Genomic DNA, 17,413 nt, shown 5'->3' with positions numbered 1-17,413 from the left:
CCGATCCAGATCCAACTGTGGGGCGAGCTTATGTGGGAGCGGGCTTGCTCGCGAATGCGGTGGATCAGTCGGTACATGTATTGACTGATCCACCGCGCTCCCACATTGGTTTTTTGTTGGGCTTACGACTGCATTAGAAATCCAGGCTCACCCCGACACTGACCCCTTGCTGGGTCAGGCTGTCATCCTTCCTCACGTTATAGCCGGCCCGCAACGCCAGATCCTGGGTCAACTTGTGGCTGACCCCGAGGCTCAAGCGCTCCGAGTTGCTGCGAGGGGTGTAGCCGTCCAGCTTGAAGTCGATCCCCTGCACGCTGTTGAGCGAAATGTTGACCTTCTGGGTGTCATTTTCAAACTCATGCTCGTGAGCCACTTCGCCAAACACCTGGGTTTGCGGGGTGATCCGGTAGCTGCCTTGCAGGCCAATACCCAGGCGCCTGGAGTCGCGTTGCTGGTCATCAAACGTCAGCGCGGTGGAGCGGCTGCCTTTTTCCGAGTAGCCATCAACTTCGACCCGCGCATAGTCGGCGCTGATGAACGGGGACAGGTGCCAATCGCTGCCGACCCCGGCAATGTCATAGCCCACGCGGCCGCTCAAGGCCCAGAGCCAGCCATCGGTGTCGCCTTTTTCGGAGCCTTCGCTGACGCCCAGGGCGAACTTGCGCTTGAGGCTGTCGAAGTCCAGCCGGCCGCCGGTCAATGTGGCATCGGCCCACCAGTGATTGTTCTGATACTGCGCGAATGCGCTGCCCATGTAGCTGTTGAGCTTGTAGTCTGAGTCGCTGGCGCCGGCTTCTAGGGTCTGGCGATACAACCCCGCCGCAACGCCTACGCGCCAACTCTCGTCGAGTCGATAGCTGGTGCCGACATTCAGGTTGTAGCCGCTACCGTCACCACTGACCGAGCTGTCTTGACCATCAAAGTCCAGACGCTGGCCACCGCCGGCGACAATCGCCCGCCACTGTCCGACAGCCTGCCAGTTGCCGTTGTCAGCCTGCCATTGGTTGCGCAGTTCATCCTGATGGGCACGCAGCGTGCCTTGGGCCATCTCCGGCAGCAAGGTCAGCTCCCAGGGGGCGGCGAGCAGCGAATAGGCGTAGTCGGCGATCAAGCGTTGCCCTGCGACGGTGGGGTGGACCGAGTCGTTGTAGATCAGCTTGGTCGGATCCGGGTTGGTGCCGCCGATGCCGTAGACCGGGTTGGCGGTGCAACTGTTGCCACTGAAGCAGGTGCCGGTAAGGTTCTGCCCGGTCGCCAGGCCAAATCGGCCCGGGTCGGCGAAGGATTCCTGCAACAGCAGTGGGATATTCAACGGGATTATCTGCGCATCGATCTGCGACAGGCGTTGTACCAATGCCTGGTTGAAAATATTACTCAGGGCGGACGTCGCTGCCTGCTGCGGTGTGCCGTTGATGGCGGGTGTCAGGCCCAGGTCGGGCAGCATCCACACCATGATGTAGCGTGCGCCCGCTTGTTGCAGGGCCTGGGCACTGTCGGCCAGGCGCCCGCCGGCAGCAACGGCGTCGCCCGGGCTACCGATGCGCTGTTGCAGGAAGTCATTGCCGCCACCGGACAGAAAATACAGGGCGTTGGGGTCGGCGCGCCCGCCGTTAGCCGGCAGATAGCCCTGGCGACTGCGCAAAACAGTGCCAGCACCCGCATTGCCAGGTGGGATCGCCGTGTTGGATACCGAGGTGATGGAGTCCAGGATGTTGTCGGTACGGTAGCCGCCGACCGCCCAGTTGTTGCCGTCAGGCAAGCCTTGCGCCGCGCGAACCGGTGAGGTGGAGGCATTCAGGTCGTTTGCCGCGACGCCCAGTTTCGAGCCCAATAGGGTCGATGAAACCTGGCCATAGTCGCCCTGGAATGTAGGGCCGGTACGGTTGGTAAAACGCAGGGTGGCGCCGGACAACCCATCGGGAAACTGGCCTGCGTCCGCCAGGCTATCGCCAAAAACGACCATGGTTGAATACGGTGAAGGTGCTGCAAACGCTTGCGTGCAGGCCAGTGCCAAGAGGCAGCCGGCAAGGGGCGCGACAAAAGAGGGTCTGAGCATACGAAATTCCATGTGATTATTTTTGTATCGGAAGTGAAACACTAGCAATGTAGTGGGAGTTCTCTGTAAGGAAAATCGTTATTTTCTTACAAACCCTTTGTCATGGCCCCCGTATTTGCTACTCCATATTGCACCGCTGGCGAGGCTACGTTACTGTGTTTGAACGTATGAATGAGACCCTCCCCGTGTTGATCATCAGCAAACTCTTGATGCACGTAGTCAAGGCACACGCCCGTTGGCGTTGGCGCGCCTGAATTTTCTCTGCCGGCCCGGCCGGACCTGTACCGATTTGCCTTCTTCACCCTTTGTTTGACGCCCCTTGCCGGCTGACCCTGGCAACCGGAACGTGCGTCTGGCAGCGGGTCACTCTCTTGGAAGGCGGTCACTCGAAATCAGTGAATTCAAGAGGTTTGAACCCACATGTTGCTGATGATTGATAACTACGACTCCTTTACCTACAACGTTGTGCAATACCTGGGCGAGCTGGGTGCCGAGGTCAAGGTGGTGCGCAACGATGAAATGACCGTGGCACAGATCGCTGCCTTGAACCCGGAGCGCATCGTCGTTTCGCCCGGGCCGTGCACGCCGACCGAAGCGGGTATTTCCCTTGAAGCGATCAAGTATTTCGCCGGCAAGCTGCCGATTCTCGGGGTTTGCCTGGGACACCAGTCGATCGGCCAGGCGTTTGGTGGCGATGTAGTGCGTGCCCGCCAGGTGATGCACGGCAAGACCAGCCCGGTGTTCCATCATGACCAGGGTGTGTTCCAGGGCCTGAACCTGCCGGTGACGGTGACCCGCTACCACTCGCTGGTGGTCAAGCGCGAAACCTTGCCCGAGTGCCTGGAACTGACGGCCTGGACCCAACTGGAAGATGGCTCGGTCGATGAGATCATGGGCCTGCGGCACAAGACACTGAATGTCGAAGGGGTGCAATTTCACCCTGAATCGATTCTGACCGAGCAGGGCTACGAGCTGTTCGCCAACTTTCTCAAGCAGAGCGGCGGCACGCGCTAAGGACTTTCCATGGATATCAAGACTGCCCTGAGCCGTATCGTCGGCCATCTGGACCTGAGCACCGCTGAAATGAGCGATGTCATGCGCGAAATCATGACCGGTCAATGCACCGATGCGCAGATTGGCGCCTTTATGATGGCCATGCGCATGAAAAGCGAGAGCATCGACGAAATCGTCGGCGCCGTCTCGGTGATGCGCGAGTTGGCGGACAAGGTCGAACTCAAGACCCTCGATGGCGTAGTCGATGTGGTTGGCACCGGTGGCGATGGTGCGAACATCTTCAACGTGTCGACGGCGTCTTCCTTTGTAGTGGCGGCGGCCGGCTGTACCGTAGCCAAGCACGGCAACCGCGCCGTGTCGGGCAAGAGCGGCAGTGCCGACCTGCTGGAAGCGGCCGGGATCTACCTGAACCTGACCCCGGTCCAGGTGGCGCGCTGCATTGATAACGTCGGCATCGGCTTTATGTTTGCCCAGTCCCACCATGGGGCGATGAAGCACGCCGCTGGTCCGCGCAAGGACCTGGGCCTGCGTACCCTGTTCAACATGCTTGGCCCGCTTACGAATCCGGCCGGTGTGAAACATCAGGTAGTGGGCGTGTTCAGCCAGGCGCTGTGCCGGCCATTGGCCGAAGTCCTGCAACGCCTGGGCAGCAAGCATGTGCTGGTGGTGCATTCCAAGGATGGCCTGGACGAATTCAGCCTGGCGGCCCCGACCTTTGTGGCGGAGCTGAAAAACGATCAGGTCACTGAGTATTGGGTCGAACCAGAAGACCTCGGCATGAAGAGCCAGAGCCTGCATGGCCTGGCGGTGGAAAGCCCGGCGGCTTCCCTGGAATTGATTCGCGATGCCTTGGGGCGTCGCAAGACCGAAAACGGTCAGAAAGCGGCTGAGATGATTGTTCTGAATGCTGGCGCGGCACTTTACGCAGCCGATCACGCCTATAGTCTTACAGAAGGTGTCGCCTTGGCCCACGATGCGCTGCATACGGGTCTGGCTCGCGAAAAACTCGAAGAGCTGGGAGCATTCACGGCCGTATTCAAGATGGAGAATGAAGGATGAGCGTGCCAACAGTCCTGGAAAACATCCTCGCGCGCAAAGTTGAGGAGGTGGCCGAGCGCCGCGCCCGTGTGAGCCTTGCCGAGCTGGAAGGCCTGGCTAAAAGCGCCGATGCGCCGCGTGGCTTTGCCAATGCGCTGATTACCCAGGCCAAGCTCAAGCAGCCAGCGGTGATCGCAGAGATCAAAAAGGCCTCGCCGAGCAAAGGTGTGATCCGCGAGCACTTCGTACCGGCAGAGATTGCTGCCAGTTACGAGAAGGGCGGCGCGACCTGTCTTTCGGTGCTGACTGACATCGACTATTTCCAGGGCTCCGACGCTTACCTGCAACAAGCCCGCGCTGCGTGCAAGTTGCCGGTGATCCGCAAGGACTTCATGATCGATCCGTACCAGATCGTCGAAGCCCGGGCATTGGGCGCGGATTGTGTGCTGCTGATCGTTTCGGCGCTGGACGACGTACAGATGGCCGAGCTGGCGGCAGTTGCCAAAGGGGTGGGCCTGGATGTGCTGGTCGAAGTCCACGACGGTGATGAGCTGGAGCGAGCGCTGAAAACCCTCGATACACGGCTGGTTGGGGTCAACAACCGCAATCTGCACACCTTTGAAGTCAACCTGGAAACCACCTTGGACTTGCTGCCGCGCATTCCCCGCGACCGACTGGTGATTACCGAGAGCGGGATCGTCAATCGTGCGGATGTGGAGTTGATGGAAATCAGCGACGTCTACTCGTTCCTGGTCGGCGAGACCTTCATGCGTGCGGAGAATCCAGGCGCTGAGTTGCAGCGCCTGTTTTTCCCGGAGCGTGGCCTGCCGGTCAGCGGTTCGACGCTGGATTGATTTGAAACGCGGTCACTGTGGGAGCTGGCTTGTGTGGGAGCTGGCTTGCCTGCGATAGCGATGTATCAGTCGCCAATGTGTTGACTGAAAGACCGCTATCGCAGGCAAGCCAGCTCCCACATTTGCTTTTGTGTTTATTCAGAGAGGTAGATGCCCGATGATCCAGCCCGTAGCGATGACCGTTGAAGCAGGCCTTGCCGCCGAGCAGGACTTACTGGCTGCCGTCTGTGCGGGTGAGCAATCCTTCGGCCTGCTGTTCTGGCAGCCCAGCGACCAGGCATTGGTGATGCCTCGCCGCCTGAGCCGCTTGCCCGCGTTTGAAGCGGCGAGCCAAGTGTCGGCAGACCACGGTTGGCCGGTGTTGCTACGGGAAACCGGTGGTGAGCCGGTGCCGCAATCGAGCGCCACGGTCAATATCGCTCTGGTCTACGCCCCGCCGCGCAGTGAGAGCGACCAGGGTCGGATTGAAACCGGATACTTGCGTCTGTGTCAGCCCATCTGCGATTTGCTGACCGAGTTGGGGGGCGATGCCTCTGTGGGTGAAATCGACGGCGCCTTTTGCGATGGCCGCTATAACGTCAACCTCGACGGACGCAAGATGGTCGGCACCGCCCAGCGCTGGCGCCAGAGTGGTGGGCGCCCGGTGGGCCTGGTGCATGGCGCACTGTTGCTGGATAACCATCGCGAGGAGCTGATTGCTGCGGTCAATCGCTTTAACCAGGCGTGCGGCCTGGAGCAACGGGTTCGGGCCGACAGTCATATCGCCCTGCATGAAGCCTTTGCTGCGCCAGATGCGATCAGCCGCCTCGACGGTTTATACCGGCAGATGCTGGCGCAGGTCTTTGCGCCTTAGCGAGTGCCGAACACCACCATCGTCTTGCCTTTGACGTGAACCAGGTTGCGCTCTTCCAGATCCTTGAGCACTCGACCGACCATCTCCCGCGAGCAACCGACGATGCGCCCGATTTCCTGGCGCGTAACCTTGATCTGCATGCCGTCAGGATGGGTCATGGCATCCGGTTGCTTGCACAGTTCCAGTAGGCAGCGGGCGACGCGCCCGGTGACGTCGAAGAACGCCAGGTCGCCGACTTTGCGCGTGGTGTTGCGCAAACGCTGGGCAATCTGACCGCTCAGGGCATAGAGGATGTCTGGATCTTGTTGGGCCAGTTCGCGAAATTTTGCGTAGCTGATTTCCGCGACCTCACACTCGATCTTGGCTCTCACCCAAGCGCTGCGTTCTTGTTCTTTCCCGGCCTGCTCAAACAGCCCCAGCTCTCCGAAAAAGTCACCGGTATTGAGGTAGGCGATGATCATTTCGCGGCCATCTTCATCCTCGATCAGGATCGTGACCGAGCCTTTGATAATGAAGAACAGGGTTTCCGAGCGTTCCCCGGCGCAGATGATGTTCTGTTTCGCCGGATAGCGACGCCGCTGACAATGAGTCAGCAACTTGTCGAGGTTCTTGATCTTGGGTGTGAGGGGGGTAATAGCAACCATGGTTGTATCCCGAAAAGACTGCACGGTGTGGTTGGACTTGTTTTTTTATCGAGCGAGGTCCATCCAGTGGATGGCAATGCGCCATTGATTTGGCGCCAGCTTAACAGACACATTCTGACTCGATCAGGGAATTTATCTATCAGGGCCTGCTGTTGATCGTATTCCGGCAGAACACTGCGCTTGCGGGGGGCTGTGATAAGCTGGCGCCCCTTTTTTAGCAGTGGAGTCTGGGCGATGAAGGCACGCATCCAATGGGCGGGCGAAGCCATGTTCCTCGGTGAGTCGGGTAGTGGTCATGTGGTGGTCATGGATGGCCCGCCGGAAGCCGGTGGCCGCAATCTGGGTGTACGGCCTATGGAAATGCTCCTGCTCGGCGTGGGTGGTTGCAGCAACTTCGATGTGGTCAGCATCCTGAAGAAGTCGCGCCAGGCGGTGGAAAGCTGCGAAGCCTTTCTGGAGGCCGAACGCGCCACTGAAGATCCAAAGGTGTTTACCAAGATCCATATGCATTTTGTGGTCAAGGGGCGTGCGCTGAAGGAAGCGCAGGTCAAGCGGGCCATCGAACTGTCGGCGGAGAAGTACTGCTCGGCCTCGATCATGCTTGGCGCGGCCGGTGTGGCCATTACTCATGATTACGAGATCATTGAGTTGGGTTGACCTTCTGTAGGAGCGAGCTTGCTCGCGAAGAACGCCAACGATAACGGGTTTAGTCAGGCTGCCCGCAGTGTCCTTGAGTTTTTCGCGAGCAAGCTCGCTCCTACAATGTTCGTGTGAGGTTTAAATGCGGTAAGTGCTTTTGGTCATGACCTTGGCCATCAGGCTCATGCCAAACCTTACCGGCGCCGGGAAGCGGAAACCGCCAGCATCCAGCGCGCTTTCTGCGTGGTGCTCTTCATCGATACGCATCTGCTCAAGAATCGCCCGGGATTTTTCGTCCTCGGCCGGCAGTTGTTCCAGGTGCTCATCCAGGTGCTTGCACACCTGATGTTCGGTCGCCGCGACAAAACCCAGGCTGACCTTGTCGCTGATCAAGCCAGCCGCCGCGCCGATACCAAACGACAAACCATAAAACAGCGGGTTCAGCACACTGGGGTGGCTGCCCAACTGACGGATGCGCTGTTCACACCAGGCCAGGTGGTCGATTTCTTCCTCGGCCGCATGCTCCATGGCTGCGCGTACCTGCGGCAGCTTGGCGGTCAGGGCCTGGCCTTGGTACAGCGCCTGGGCACAGACTTCGCCGGTATGGTTGATACGCATCAGGCCGGCGACATGACGGGTATCCGTCTCGCTCATTTGTGCTTCGGGTTGCACGATGGCAGGTGACGGGCGATACGGTTGGCCGCTGAACGGCAGCAGTGTGCGCATGGCGGTGTCGGCTTGCAGCAACAGTCGGTCAATCGGCGAGTAGTGACGTTGGGTAGTCATGCTGACCTCCGGAAAAAATCTCGGCGGCCAGTTTACCGCAAGAGAGGGGCGTGCGTTTGCGCTGGGTCATGCTTCTTGTAGGGGCCGGCAAGCCGGCACCTACAATAGGGTTTCAGCCCGGTGGCCAGTTCATCTGGCGCTGACCCAATACATGCATATGAATGTGATAGACGGTCTGGCCGCCATCCTCATTGCAGTTCATCACCACGCGAAAACCTTTTTCACAGCCTTGTTCCACCGCCAGGCGCTGGGCAGTGAACAGGATATGTCCGGCCAGGCCCTTGTCTTCTTCCGTGAGGTCGTTGAGGGTGCGGATCGGTTTTTTCGGAATCACCAGGAAATGCACGGGGGCCATTGGCGCAATATCGTGGAAGGCCAGGACCTGGTCATCTTCGTAGATAATCCTCGCGGGTATTTCTCTGTTGATGATCTTGGTGAACAGAGTATCCACAGCTGTTTCTCCATTATGAAAGTGCAGGGTGAGTGTACTCAGCCGGTCAGCGCGGGCAATAGGCCTTGTTGATGGCGCCGGCAATCTTGCGGGTCAACCAGCGCGGGCTCAAGCGCGGGCTGAACGCCAGCCAGCGGTTACGGCGACCGGGAATAATGATCGCTTTGTTCTTTGCCAGGGCACGCACGGTGTGCAGCGCCACTTCTTCCGGGCTCATCAGTTGCTGGCGCTCCAGCTTGACGGTGTCCATTTGTGCAGTGCCGAAGAACGCGGTGCGTGTCGGGCCTGGGCAAAGCACTGAAACCTTGATGCCGCAGCTCTTCAGCTCTTCGCGCAGGCCTTCGGAGAAGTGCAGTACATAGGCCTTGCTGGCGTAATAAGTACTCATCCATGGTCCCGGCTGGAAGGCTGCGACTGACGCGACGTTGAGAATCTGCCCGCCACCCTGCAGGGCCATGGAATTACCCAGTGCATGGCACAGGCGAGTGAGGGCCAGGATGTTGACTTCGATCAGGTCCTGCTCGGTCATCCAGTCCTGGGCGAGAAACGGGCCGCTGGTGCCCATGCCGGCGCAGTTGACCAGCAAGTCGATCTGTCGCTCACCCTCTTCCAGTTCCAGCAGGAACCCGGAAAGCCGCAGTGGCTCGCCCAGGTCGCAGGCACGGAACAGCACCTCGACGCCAAAGCGTTGGGTCAGTTCAATGGCAATGCTTTCCAACTGATCACGCTGGCGGGCCACCAGAATCAAGCTGCGGCCGCGACGGGCCAGTGCTTCGGCCAAGGCCAGGCCGATGCCGCTGGAGGCACCGGTGATCAGAGCGTAACGGGTCATGCGTTTCTCCATCGCAACGCCACCGAGCCTGCGACAGATGCGTCACAGGCGTGGGGCGTTTCTTCATTCTTCTGGAGAGTCTACAGGTTCGGCCGCATCGTCAGCACTTTGCACGTCTTCTTCACCGGCGATGACGCTCTGGTCAGCCTCTTCGTCGGTGGTCATGGCGCTGCTTTCGTAGCCGCTGTCCACGCTGCTTTCCAGTTGGTCCAGATAGCCACTCATGCCCAGCATCACTGCGGCGGCGAATATCAGCGGGATGACTGCCAGCCACAGAGTGGCCAGGACTTTCACTGCGGTGGAGTTGCGTGGCGGTGGCGCACCATATTGGTTGGCGCCCGCATTGCCTGGCAGCACGATCAGCAGGATCGGGAAAATGCTGCCTACGATTGGCACCAGGTTCAGGAACCATAGCCATCCGGACCAGCCCAGGTCATGCAGGCGTTGCACGGTGATCTGGACACTGATCCACACAGAGGCCACGAACAGGGCGATACCGAGCAGTGAGCCAATGATGATTGCCGTAGTGGGGGAGACGGCCGCAACACCCAGGCCGACCGTGAACAGGGCGCCAACGATGGCCGACAAGACCATACTCAATACCAGCGTCCAGGCGAGGAAGCGCAGGCGACCTATCCGCCCGTTGATGGTGAAGACCTTGAGGGTGGAAAACTCAGGAAGGTTATCTCCCACGGCTGCGCGCGGTGGTGCATACGGCGACGCGGCCGGGCGCGAAAAGTCAGAGGCGCCGGAATCGGTCTCGTGGGTTTCAGCCAGGTTGAAGGCCACGGGCTGTTCGGCTTCGATACGTGCATCAACCCCGGCGTTTTTCAGCGCGGCCAGGTAGGTTTCGGCATCGGGGCGAGACAGGTCGCGCTTCAGGGCGACCGGGCGTCCGGTGAAGAGCTTTTCGATTGCCTCGACTTCGCTTTTGAACAAGTCGGCCAGGTTCAGCTTGGCAGTGGTGCTTTCGACACCCGGGAGCAGGGCTCCATCAAACACAATCTTGAAACGGTTGTCGCTCATGCGGGCATCCTTGTCACTTTTCAGGGGAGTAATGCAGGCCAGCTTCAATCGGCAGGCCTGGCGGGTGGGTCAGCGTGGCCAGCGCAATTGTACCGCTTGCTCACGCGCCTTGCGGTATTCGGCATCGAGGCGGGCAACCAGTTCATCGACGCTGGGTAAGTCGTCAATTTCACCGACGCCCTGGCCGGCGGACCATACCGTCTTCCAGGCCTTTGCCTCGTCGCTCAGAGGTTTGAGCTTGGAGCCGAAGTTGACTTCACCTTTGCCTTGCAGGGCGGCGAGGTCGAAACCGGCGTTTTCCAGGCTCTGGCGCATAAAGCTCGCGGGTACGCCGGACACCGCCGGAGTGTGCACGATATCGGCTGCGCGGGATGTGAGCAGCATCTCTTTGTAGGCATCGGGAGCGTGGCTTTCAGTGGTGCCGATAAACCGCGTGCCGAAATAGGCCAGATCGGCACCGAGCAATTGCGCGGCGAGGATCTCGTGCCCATGGTTCAGGCAGCCGGCCAGCAGCAGGGTCTTGTCGAAGAACTGGCGAATTTCCGCGATCAGCGAGAATGGACTCCAGGTGCCCGCGTGGCCACCAGCCCCTGCGGCTACGGCGATCAGCCCGTCGACCCCGGCCTCGGCGGCTTTTTCGGCATGGCGTCGGGTGGTGACGTCGTGGAACACCAGGCCGCCGTAACTGTGTACCGCGTCTACCAGCTCCTTGACCGCCCCCAGGCTGGTGATGACGATCGGCACCTTGTGCTCGACGCAGATCGCCAGGTCAGCCTCAAGGCGCGGGTTGCTGTTGTGCACAATGAGGTTGACCGCGTAGGGCGCGGGGTTGTCCAGCAGCGCCAGGCCCGCTTCGATTTCTTCCAGCCAGGCCTTGAAACCGCTGCTTTCGCGTTGGTTGAGTGCCGGGAAGCTCCCGACCACGCCATTGCGGCAGCACGCCAGGACCAGTTGCGGGTTGGAAATCAGGAACATCGGCGCAGCCACTACAGGCAGGCGCAGGCGTTGTTCAAGCAGAGCGGGCAGCGACATTGGAAGTACCCCGGATTAAGTGCGGCTGATTAGAGTTAGAACGGCTTTACGACGACCAAAATTACAATAGCCAGCAATATCAGAACTGGCACTTCATTGAACCAGCGATAAAAGACATGGCTGCGGGTGTTTTCGCCACGGGCAAAACGTTTTACCTGGGCGCCGCACATATGGTGGTAGCCGATCAGGATCACCACCAGGGTCAGCTTGGCGTGCATCCAGCCACCCTGGCTGAAAACGCTCGGGTTAAGGCTGATCAGCCAGATGCCGAATACCAGCGTAGCGATCATCGCCGGCAGCATGATGCCCTTGTACAGCTTGCGCTCCATGATACTGAAGCGTTCCTGGCTGACAGCATCCTGGCTTTGTGCGTGGTAGACGAACAGGCGCGGCAGGTAAAAAAGCCCGGCAAACCAGCAGACAATGCTGACGATATGAAAAGCTTTGAGCCATAGATAAAGCATTTTTAGTTATTCCCAGGTTCACGGTAACTGGAGATAGTAGAGGTTAGAGCGCCCACGCGTCACCTTGACGGTTGTCGCAGAACGATACGGCCCCTATTATCGACGGCTTTCCAGTGGGTTCGTTGAGGGCAGGTTTATGGTCAAGGTCGGTATCGTCGGCGGCACGGGTTACACCGGTGTCGAATTGCTGCGTCTGTTGGCTCAGCATCCGCAGGCAGAGGTGGTGGTCATCACCTCCCGATCCGAGGCCGGCCTGGCCGTTGCCGATATGTACCCCAACCTGCGCGGTCATTACGATGGCCTGGCATTCAGCGTGCCAGACATCAAGACCCTGGGCGCCTGCGATGTGGTGTTCTTCGCCACTCCCCACGGCGTTGCCCATGCGTTGGCGGGCGAGTTGTTGGCCGCCGGGACCAAGGTCATTGATCTCTCGGCGGACTTCCGCCTGCAGGATGCCGATGAGTGGGCCAAGTGGTATGGCCAGCCCCATGGCGCTCCAGAGCTGCTTGAAGAGGCAGTTTACGGTTTGCCTGAGGTCAATCGCGAGCAGATCAGACAGGCGCGCCTGATTGCCGTGCCAGGTTGCTATCCGACGGCTACCCAGTTGGGCTTCCTGCCGCTGCTCGAAGCCGGCCTGGCAGATGCCTCGCGCCTGATTGCCGACTGCAAATCGGGCGTCAGCGGCGCTGGTCGTGGCGCGGCCGTAGGTTCCTTGTACTCCGAGACCTCGGAAAGCATGAAGGCGTATGCCGTTAAGGGGCATCGCCACCTGCCGGAAATTCGCCAGGGCCTGCGTCGGGCTGCCGGCAGTGACGTCGGCCTGACGTTCGTGCCGCACCTGACCCCGATGATCCGTGGGATTCACTCGACACTCTATGCAACCGTCACGGACCGCTCGGTGGATTTGCAGGCATTGTTTGAAAAACGTTACGCCAATGAGCCGTTCGTCGATGTGATGCCGGCTGGTAGTCATCCGGAAACCCGCAGTGTTCGCGGCGCCAACGTGTGCCGGATTGCCGTGCATCGTCCGCAGGATGGCGACCTGGTGGTGGTGTTGTCGGTCATTGATAACCTGGTCAAGGGCGCGTCAGGCCAGGCGGTACAGAACTTGAACATCTTGTTCGGCCTCGATGAGAAGCTCGGCTTGTCCCATGCCGGCATGCTGCCTTAAGACGTTGGCTGCTGTGCAAAAGGCCCGTTGATCGGGCCTTTTGTGTTTTTAAGGGCGGCTGCGCAGATTGATATACCGTAACAATAGTTGACCGCTTTTCTAGGAGAAGCGGATAATGGCCGCCATCACGCATATGGCGGCGCTACGCCGGGAGATTATCAGCATGAGCGTTGAATCCTTCACCCCCACGGCTTTGCAATTCACCCACGGTGCTGCGCACAAGGTGAAGAGCCTGGTCGATGAAGAGGGTAATGATCGCTTGAAGCTGCGCGTATTCGTTACGGGCGGCGGTTGTTCAGGGTTTCAGTACGGCTTTACCTTCGATGAAGATGTGGCCGATGACGACACCATTGTCGAGCGCGAGGGCGTAAGCCTGGTCGTGGATCCGATGAGCTTCCAGTACTTGGCAGGTGCCGAGGTGGATTACCAGGAAGGTTTGGAAGGCTCGCGCTTTGTGATCAAGAACCCGAATGCCACCACGACCTGTGGTTGCGGTTCGTCGTTCTCGATCTGATCGATAGCGTCTAGGCAAAACGCCGCTTGACTCTTATGGGGTCAAGCGGCGTTTTGCTATCTGCGTTTCAGGCGGGGTAGATCGCGCCAAGTACGCGAAGGCCGCGGGCACCTGTCACGCTTGGGCGGTTGGCGGCGATGCCTTCGAGGCAGCAATGCGCCAGCCAGGCGAAGGCCATGGCCTCAACCCAGTCGGGGTCTACGCCATGGGTGGCGGTGCTGCTGACGTGGGTGGCGGGTAGCATGGCTGCGAGGCGGTTCATCAGTGTCGTGTTATGAGCGCCGCCGCCGCACACCAGCAGGGTTTCGGTTTGCGGCTGTGCGGTTTTCAGCGATTCGACGATGGTCTGCGCTGTCAGCTCCAGCAACGTGGCCTGGATATCTTGCGCCTTGAAGGTTGGCAGTTGGCCGAGATGCTGTTGCAGCCAGGGCAGGTTGAACACTTCGCGCCCAGTGCTTTTCGGGCCTTGGGTCAGGAAGAAAGGGTCGCTGAGCAGGGCGTTGAGCAGCAGTGGCTCGACCTTGCCTGCAGCTGCCCATTGGCCGTCGCGGTCAAAAGTTACGCCCTGTTGCTGATGAATCCAGGCATCCAGCAGGACATTGCCCGGACCGCAGTCAAAACCCGCTACCGGTTTGCCGGTCTCGATCAGGCTCAAGTTGCTGAAGCCGCCGACATTCAGTACTGCCCGGTTGCCGCGAGCCTCGCCGAACAGTGCTTCGTGAAAGGCTGGCACCAGTGGCGCGCCCTGGCCACCGGCAGCCACATCGCGGCTTCGAAAGTCACTGACGACGGTTATCCCGGTCAGTTCGGTCAGTAGTGCGGGGTTGCCAATCTGCACGGTAAAACCACGGGCAGGTTCATGGCGAATGGTTTGCCCATGGCTGCCAATCGCGCGGATGTCGTGGTGAGTGAGCTGCTGTTGCTTCAGCAAGGCATGAATGCCATGGGCGGCGAGTGTTACCCAGTTTTGCTGGGCAATCGCCGAGCGGGCAATCTCGTCCGGGCCGCTGGCGCAAAGGTCCAGCAGCTCCGCACGCAGAGTTTCAGGCATGGGAATGTAATGCGTGGCGATCAGTTTGACCGCGGTGTCCTGCTCGATCAGCGCAATGTCCAGGCCATCAAGGCTGGTCCCGGACATCACACCTATGTAGAGCGCCATCGCTTAACGCTTCGCCGAAGCCAGCATGGTGGCGCGTTCCTGGTCCATGCGTGCCATCAGCGGTTGGCTTTGCTGAAGGAAGCGCGCGCGCTCGGCCTTGGCGATCGGGTCGGCCATTGGCAGCTTCTGACCCAGCGGGTCGACGTGCACGCCGTTGACCTGGAATTCATAGTGCAGGTGCGGGCCGGTAGACAGGCCGGTGGTTCCGATATAGCCAATCACCTGGCCTTGCTTGACGTTGCCACCGGTTTTCACGCCTTTGGCAAAGCCTTGCATGTGGCCGTAAAGCGTCCGGTAGCTGTTGCCGTGCTGGATGATCACAGTATTGCCGTAACCGCCGCGGCGCCCGGCCAGCAGTACCTTGCCATCGCCGGCAGCCTTGATCGGCGTGCCGCGCGGTGCGGCATAGTCCACGCCTTTGTGCGCGCGGATTTTGTTCAGAATTGGATGCTTGCGGCCCATGGAGAAACGCGAGCTAATACGGGCGAAGTCAACAGGAGTACGAATGAAGGCCTTGCGCATGCTATTGCCATCGGCGGTGTAGTAGCTGCTGTTGCCTTGTTTGTTGGTGTAGCGCACGGCGGTGTAGGTCTTGCCGCGGTTGGTAAAGCGCGCCGACAGGATATTGCCGGTGCCGACGACCTTGCCGTTGGCCACCTTTTGCTCGTAGATCACGTCGAATTCGTCACCCTGGCGAATATCCTGAGCGAAGTCGATGTCGTAGCCAAATACGCTGGCCATGTCCATGGTCATGCTATGGGACAGGCCTGCGCGTGCCGCCGACTGGGACAGCGAGCTGTTGATCACGCCATGAATATAGGCAGAGCGCATCACCGGCTTGGTGGTCACACGATTGAAGGCAAAGCCTTTGGCGCCTTTGGTCAGGGTGATGCTTTCGAGGTCGTTGAGTTTAGTGTGCAGGGTGGTCAGTTGACCTTCCGGGTTCAGCTCGAACTCAAGCTTCTGGCCACGCTTGAGCTGGGTGAATTGCTTGGCTTGCTTGTCGCTGGCCAGTACGTCGCTAACGGTCGTGGCGGGAAGGCCGACCTTCTCGAACAGCGTCGACAGCGTGTCACCTTTGGCCACGATCACTTCGCGGTGCTCCGGGCCTTTCGCTACCTGGGGTGCAGGTGCTGCCTGGGCGGTCTCCTTGGTCTCGTCCGCACTGTCTTCAATCTGTGCAAAGGGAGACTCGACGCTTGCGGTTGTGGCTTGCTGCGCGTCAGAAGCGTCTTGATCTTGTGTCAGTTGTTCAATCGGGCTCTCCAAGTCAAGACTCAGAGTCGTTCGTTTGGCTTCTACGTCACTGGAAGGGAATACCAGGAGTGCCAGGCTGAGAAGGGCGGCGATACCACTTGCGGCGAGCAGGTGGGTCTTCGGGTAAAGCGGCGGCGCTTTAGACGGTTCAGTGGTCATAGGTAATTTGACTTTGAAAAGATGAAATGGAAAAGATGAATGACATGATGAAGATGAAATAACTGTATAAAATATAACCAAATCATCTGTGGCGCAAGCTTGCGAATGCCGGGCTCGCCGAATGGTGTCCGTTTGCAGGGCAAAACTTGTAATTAGTCCCTGATCTTGTATGGTTGGTTCCCTTTGAATCTGAGCCTTGCGGGTCTGTTATGAAGTCGGTTGAAGAGCAGCTAGCGCTGATCAAACGTGGTGCGGAAGAACTGTTGGTCGAGGCCGAGCTGATCGAAAAGCTCAAGCGTGGCCAACCCCTGCGTATTAAGGCTGGCTTTGATCCGACGGCGCCGGATCTGCATCTGGGGCACACGGTGCTTATTAATAAGCTGCGCCAGTTCCAGGAGCTGGGGCATCAGGTGATCTTCCTTATAGGTGACTTCACCGGGATGATCGGCGATCCGAGCGGCAAGAGCGCTACGCGCCCACCGCTGACTCGTGAGCAGGTTCTCGAAAACGCCGAAACCTACAAGACCCAGGTCTTCAAGATTCTCGATCCGGCCAAGACTGAAGTGGCATTCAACTCCACATGGATGGACCAGATGGGGCCGGCGGACTTCATTCGCCTGACGTCCCAGTACACCGTTGCGCGCATGCTTGAGCGCGATGACTTCGATAAGCGCTACTCCACCAATCAGCCTATCGCCATTCATGAGTTCCTGTACCCGCTGGTTCAAGGGTATGACTCGGTGGCGTTGCGTGCCGACGTCGAGTTGGGCGGTACCGACCAGAAGTTCAACCTGTTGATGGGGCGTGAGTTGCAGCGTGCGTATGGGCAAGAGGCCCAGTGCATTCTGACCATGCCTTTGCTGGAGGGGTTGGACGGCGTCAAGAAAATGTCCAAATCCTTGGGTAACTATGTCGGTATCCAGGAGGCGCCGGGTGTGATGTACGGCAAGCTGGTTTCTATTCCTGATGCGTTGATGTGGCGTTACTTCGAGCTGTTGAGTTTCCGCTCGATGGATGAGATCAACGCATTGCGTGCTGACGTAGAGGCGGGTGCGAATCCGCGGGACGTCAAGATCAAGCTGGCGGAAGAGATTGTTGCGCGCTTCCATGGTGAAGAGGCTGCGGCCAGCGCTCACCGTGCTGCGGGCAATCGCATGAAGGATGGCGAGTTGCCGGATGATCTGCCGGAGATTGAATTGACTGCTGCCGAGGCGATGCCGATTGCTGCTGTCCTTAATAAGGCGGGCCTGGTGAAGAATTCGGCAGTGGCGCGCGACCTTCTGGGGTCTGGCGGTGTGCGTATAGATGGTGAGGTTGTCGATCGCACCTTTATATACGAACTGGGTGCTACCCACGTTTGCCAGGCCGGCAAGAAGGCATTTGCGCGTATTACGCTTAAATCCGAATAAACCTGGAATTAACGGTTGACGGCGATTTATATCTGTCTATAATTCGCCCCACTTC

General features: G+C 59.2%; 18 protein-coding genes. 8 read left to right on the top strand and 10 right to left on the bottom strand.

Going from position 1 to position 17,413, the window contains the following annotated elements:
* Positions 1–133: 133 nt before the first annotated feature.
* Positions 134–2,056, bottom strand: a complete 1,923-nt coding sequence (estP, locus tag H097_RS07020) for an esterase EstP (protein WP_032858517.1) — start codon at positions 2,054–2,056, stop codon at positions 134–136.
* A gap of 420 nt (positions 2,057–2,476) precedes the next feature.
* Here estP and H097_RS07015 point away from each other — a divergent pair, with 420 nt between their 5' ends.
* The 4 genes from H097_RS07015 (at position 2,477) to H097_RS07000 (ending at position 5,815) form a co-directional block, all read left to right on the top strand.
* The gene (locus H097_RS07015; protein WP_032858516.1) at positions 2,477–3,070 is read left to right on the top strand and encodes an aminodeoxychorismate/anthranilate synthase component II; all 594 of its coding nucleotides are present in this window, start codon (positions 2,477–2,479) and stop codon (positions 3,068–3,070) included.
* A gap of 9 nt (positions 3,071–3,079) precedes the next feature.
* Positions 3,080–4,129 carry an anthranilate phosphoribosyltransferase gene (trpD, locus tag H097_RS07010; RefSeq protein ID WP_032858515.1) on the top strand — a complete coding sequence of 350 codons (1,050 nt, stop codon included), beginning with the start codon at positions 3,080–3,082 and terminating at the stop codon, positions 4,127–4,129.
* Positions 4,126–4,962, top strand: a complete 837-nt coding sequence (gene trpC / locus H097_RS07005) for an indole-3-glycerol phosphate synthase TrpC (protein ID WP_032858513.1) — start codon at positions 4,126–4,128, stop codon at positions 4,960–4,962. The genes trpD and trpC overlap by 4 nt, the downstream gene beginning before the upstream one ends.
* Positions 4,963–5,119: 157 nt before the next feature.
* Positions 5,120–5,815, top strand: coding sequence for a lipoate--protein ligase family protein (locus H097_RS07000; RefSeq protein WP_032858511.1), 696 nt, complete (start codon positions 5,120–5,122; stop codon positions 5,813–5,815).
* Here the strand turns inward: H097_RS07000 and crp are convergent.
* Complete coding sequence (crp, locus tag H097_RS06995) at positions 5,812–6,459, bottom strand: cAMP-activated global transcriptional regulator CRP (protein WP_032858510.1); 648 nt, start codon at positions 6,457–6,459, stop codon at positions 5,812–5,814. The genes H097_RS07000 and crp overlap by 4 nt on opposite strands.
* 234 nt (positions 6,460–6,693) lie before the next feature.
* On the opposite strand from crp, the gene H097_RS06990 reads away from it, so the two are divergent.
* Complete coding sequence (locus tag H097_RS06990) at positions 6,694–7,116, top strand: OsmC family protein (protein ID WP_005792019.1); 423 nt, start codon at positions 6,694–6,696, stop codon at positions 7,114–7,116.
* A 120-nt stretch (positions 7,117–7,236) separates the two neighbouring features.
* Here H097_RS06990 and coq7 read toward each other — a convergent pair whose 3' ends face one another.
* From coq7 to hemJ, 6 genes are all read right to left on the bottom strand, one after another.
* A complete protein-coding gene (gene coq7 / locus H097_RS06985) occupies positions 7,237–7,884 on the bottom strand; it encodes a 2-polyprenyl-3-methyl-6-methoxy-1,4-benzoquinone monooxygenase (RefSeq protein ID WP_029296753.1) in 648 nt (215 codons plus the stop codon).
* Positions 7,885–7,996: 112 nt separating this feature from the next.
* Entirely contained in the window at positions 7,997–8,335 is a 339-nt protein-coding gene (locus H097_RS06980) for a histidine triad nucleotide-binding protein (RefSeq protein WP_032858506.1), read from the bottom strand.
* A gap of 46 nt (positions 8,336–8,381) precedes the next feature.
* A complete protein-coding gene (locus H097_RS06975) occupies positions 8,382–9,167 on the bottom strand; it encodes an SDR family oxidoreductase (RefSeq protein ID WP_032858504.1) in 786 nt (261 codons plus the stop codon).
* 63 nt (positions 9,168–9,230) lie between these two features.
* Positions 9,231–10,193 carry a DUF805 domain-containing protein gene (locus H097_RS06970; protein ID WP_032858502.1) on the bottom strand — a complete coding sequence of 321 codons (963 nt, stop codon included), beginning with the start codon at positions 10,191–10,193 and terminating at the stop codon, positions 9,231–9,233.
* A gap of 69 nt (positions 10,194–10,262) precedes the next feature.
* Positions 10,263–11,225: a nitronate monooxygenase family protein gene (locus tag H097_RS06965; RefSeq protein WP_032858500.1), complete on the bottom strand. Its 963-nt coding sequence runs from the start codon at positions 11,223–11,225 to the stop codon at positions 10,263–10,265.
* 35 nt (positions 11,226–11,260) lie between these two features.
* Positions 11,261–11,689 carry a protoporphyrinogen oxidase HemJ gene (gene hemJ / locus H097_RS06960; protein WP_032858499.1) on the bottom strand — a complete coding sequence of 143 codons (429 nt, stop codon included), beginning with the start codon at positions 11,687–11,689 and terminating at the stop codon, positions 11,261–11,263.
* Positions 11,690–11,825: 136 nt separating this feature from the next.
* Here hemJ and argC point away from each other — a divergent pair, with 136 nt between their 5' ends.
* Together argC and erpA are read left to right on the top strand one after the other, a co-directional pair.
* Positions 11,826–12,860, top strand: coding sequence for an N-acetyl-gamma-glutamyl-phosphate reductase (gene argC, locus H097_RS06955; protein ID WP_032858497.1), 1,035 nt, complete (start codon positions 11,826–11,828; stop codon positions 12,858–12,860).
* Between the two features lie 163 nt (positions 12,861–13,023).
* A complete protein-coding gene (gene erpA, locus H097_RS06950) occupies positions 13,024–13,374 on the top strand; it encodes an iron-sulfur cluster insertion protein ErpA (RefSeq protein ID WP_003176443.1) in 351 nt (116 codons plus the stop codon).
* A gap of 67 nt (positions 13,375–13,441) precedes the next feature.
* On the opposite strand, the gene H097_RS06945 is transcribed toward erpA, so the two are convergent.
* Positions 13,442–14,533: an anhydro-N-acetylmuramic acid kinase gene (locus tag H097_RS06945; protein ID WP_032858495.1), complete on the bottom strand. Its 1,092-nt coding sequence runs from the start codon at positions 14,531–14,533 to the stop codon at positions 13,442–13,444.
* Positions 14,534–14,536: 3 nt separating this feature from the next.
* On the bottom strand, positions 14,537–15,949 hold the full coding sequence (locus H097_RS06940) for a peptidoglycan DD-metalloendopeptidase family protein (RefSeq protein WP_032858493.1): 1,413 nt from the start codon (positions 15,947–15,949) through the stop codon (positions 14,537–14,539).
* Positions 15,950–16,158: 209 nt separating this feature from the next.
* Between H097_RS06940 and tyrS the strand changes: the two genes are divergently transcribed.
* Complete coding sequence (gene tyrS / locus H097_RS06935) at positions 16,159–17,358, top strand: tyrosine--tRNA ligase (protein ID WP_032858492.1); 1,200 nt, start codon at positions 16,159–16,161, stop codon at positions 17,356–17,358.
* The last annotated feature ends 55 nt before the right edge of the window (positions 17,359–17,413 follow it).

It is taken from the genome of Pseudomonas sp. FH4, from assembly GCF_000510915.2.
Classification (GTDB): Bacteria; Pseudomonadota; Gammaproteobacteria; order Pseudomonadales; family Pseudomonadaceae; genus Aquipseudomonas; species Aquipseudomonas brenneri.
The sequence above is the reverse complement of the archived record's forward strand: the minus strand, read 5'-3'. Positions and strand labels throughout refer to the sequence as shown.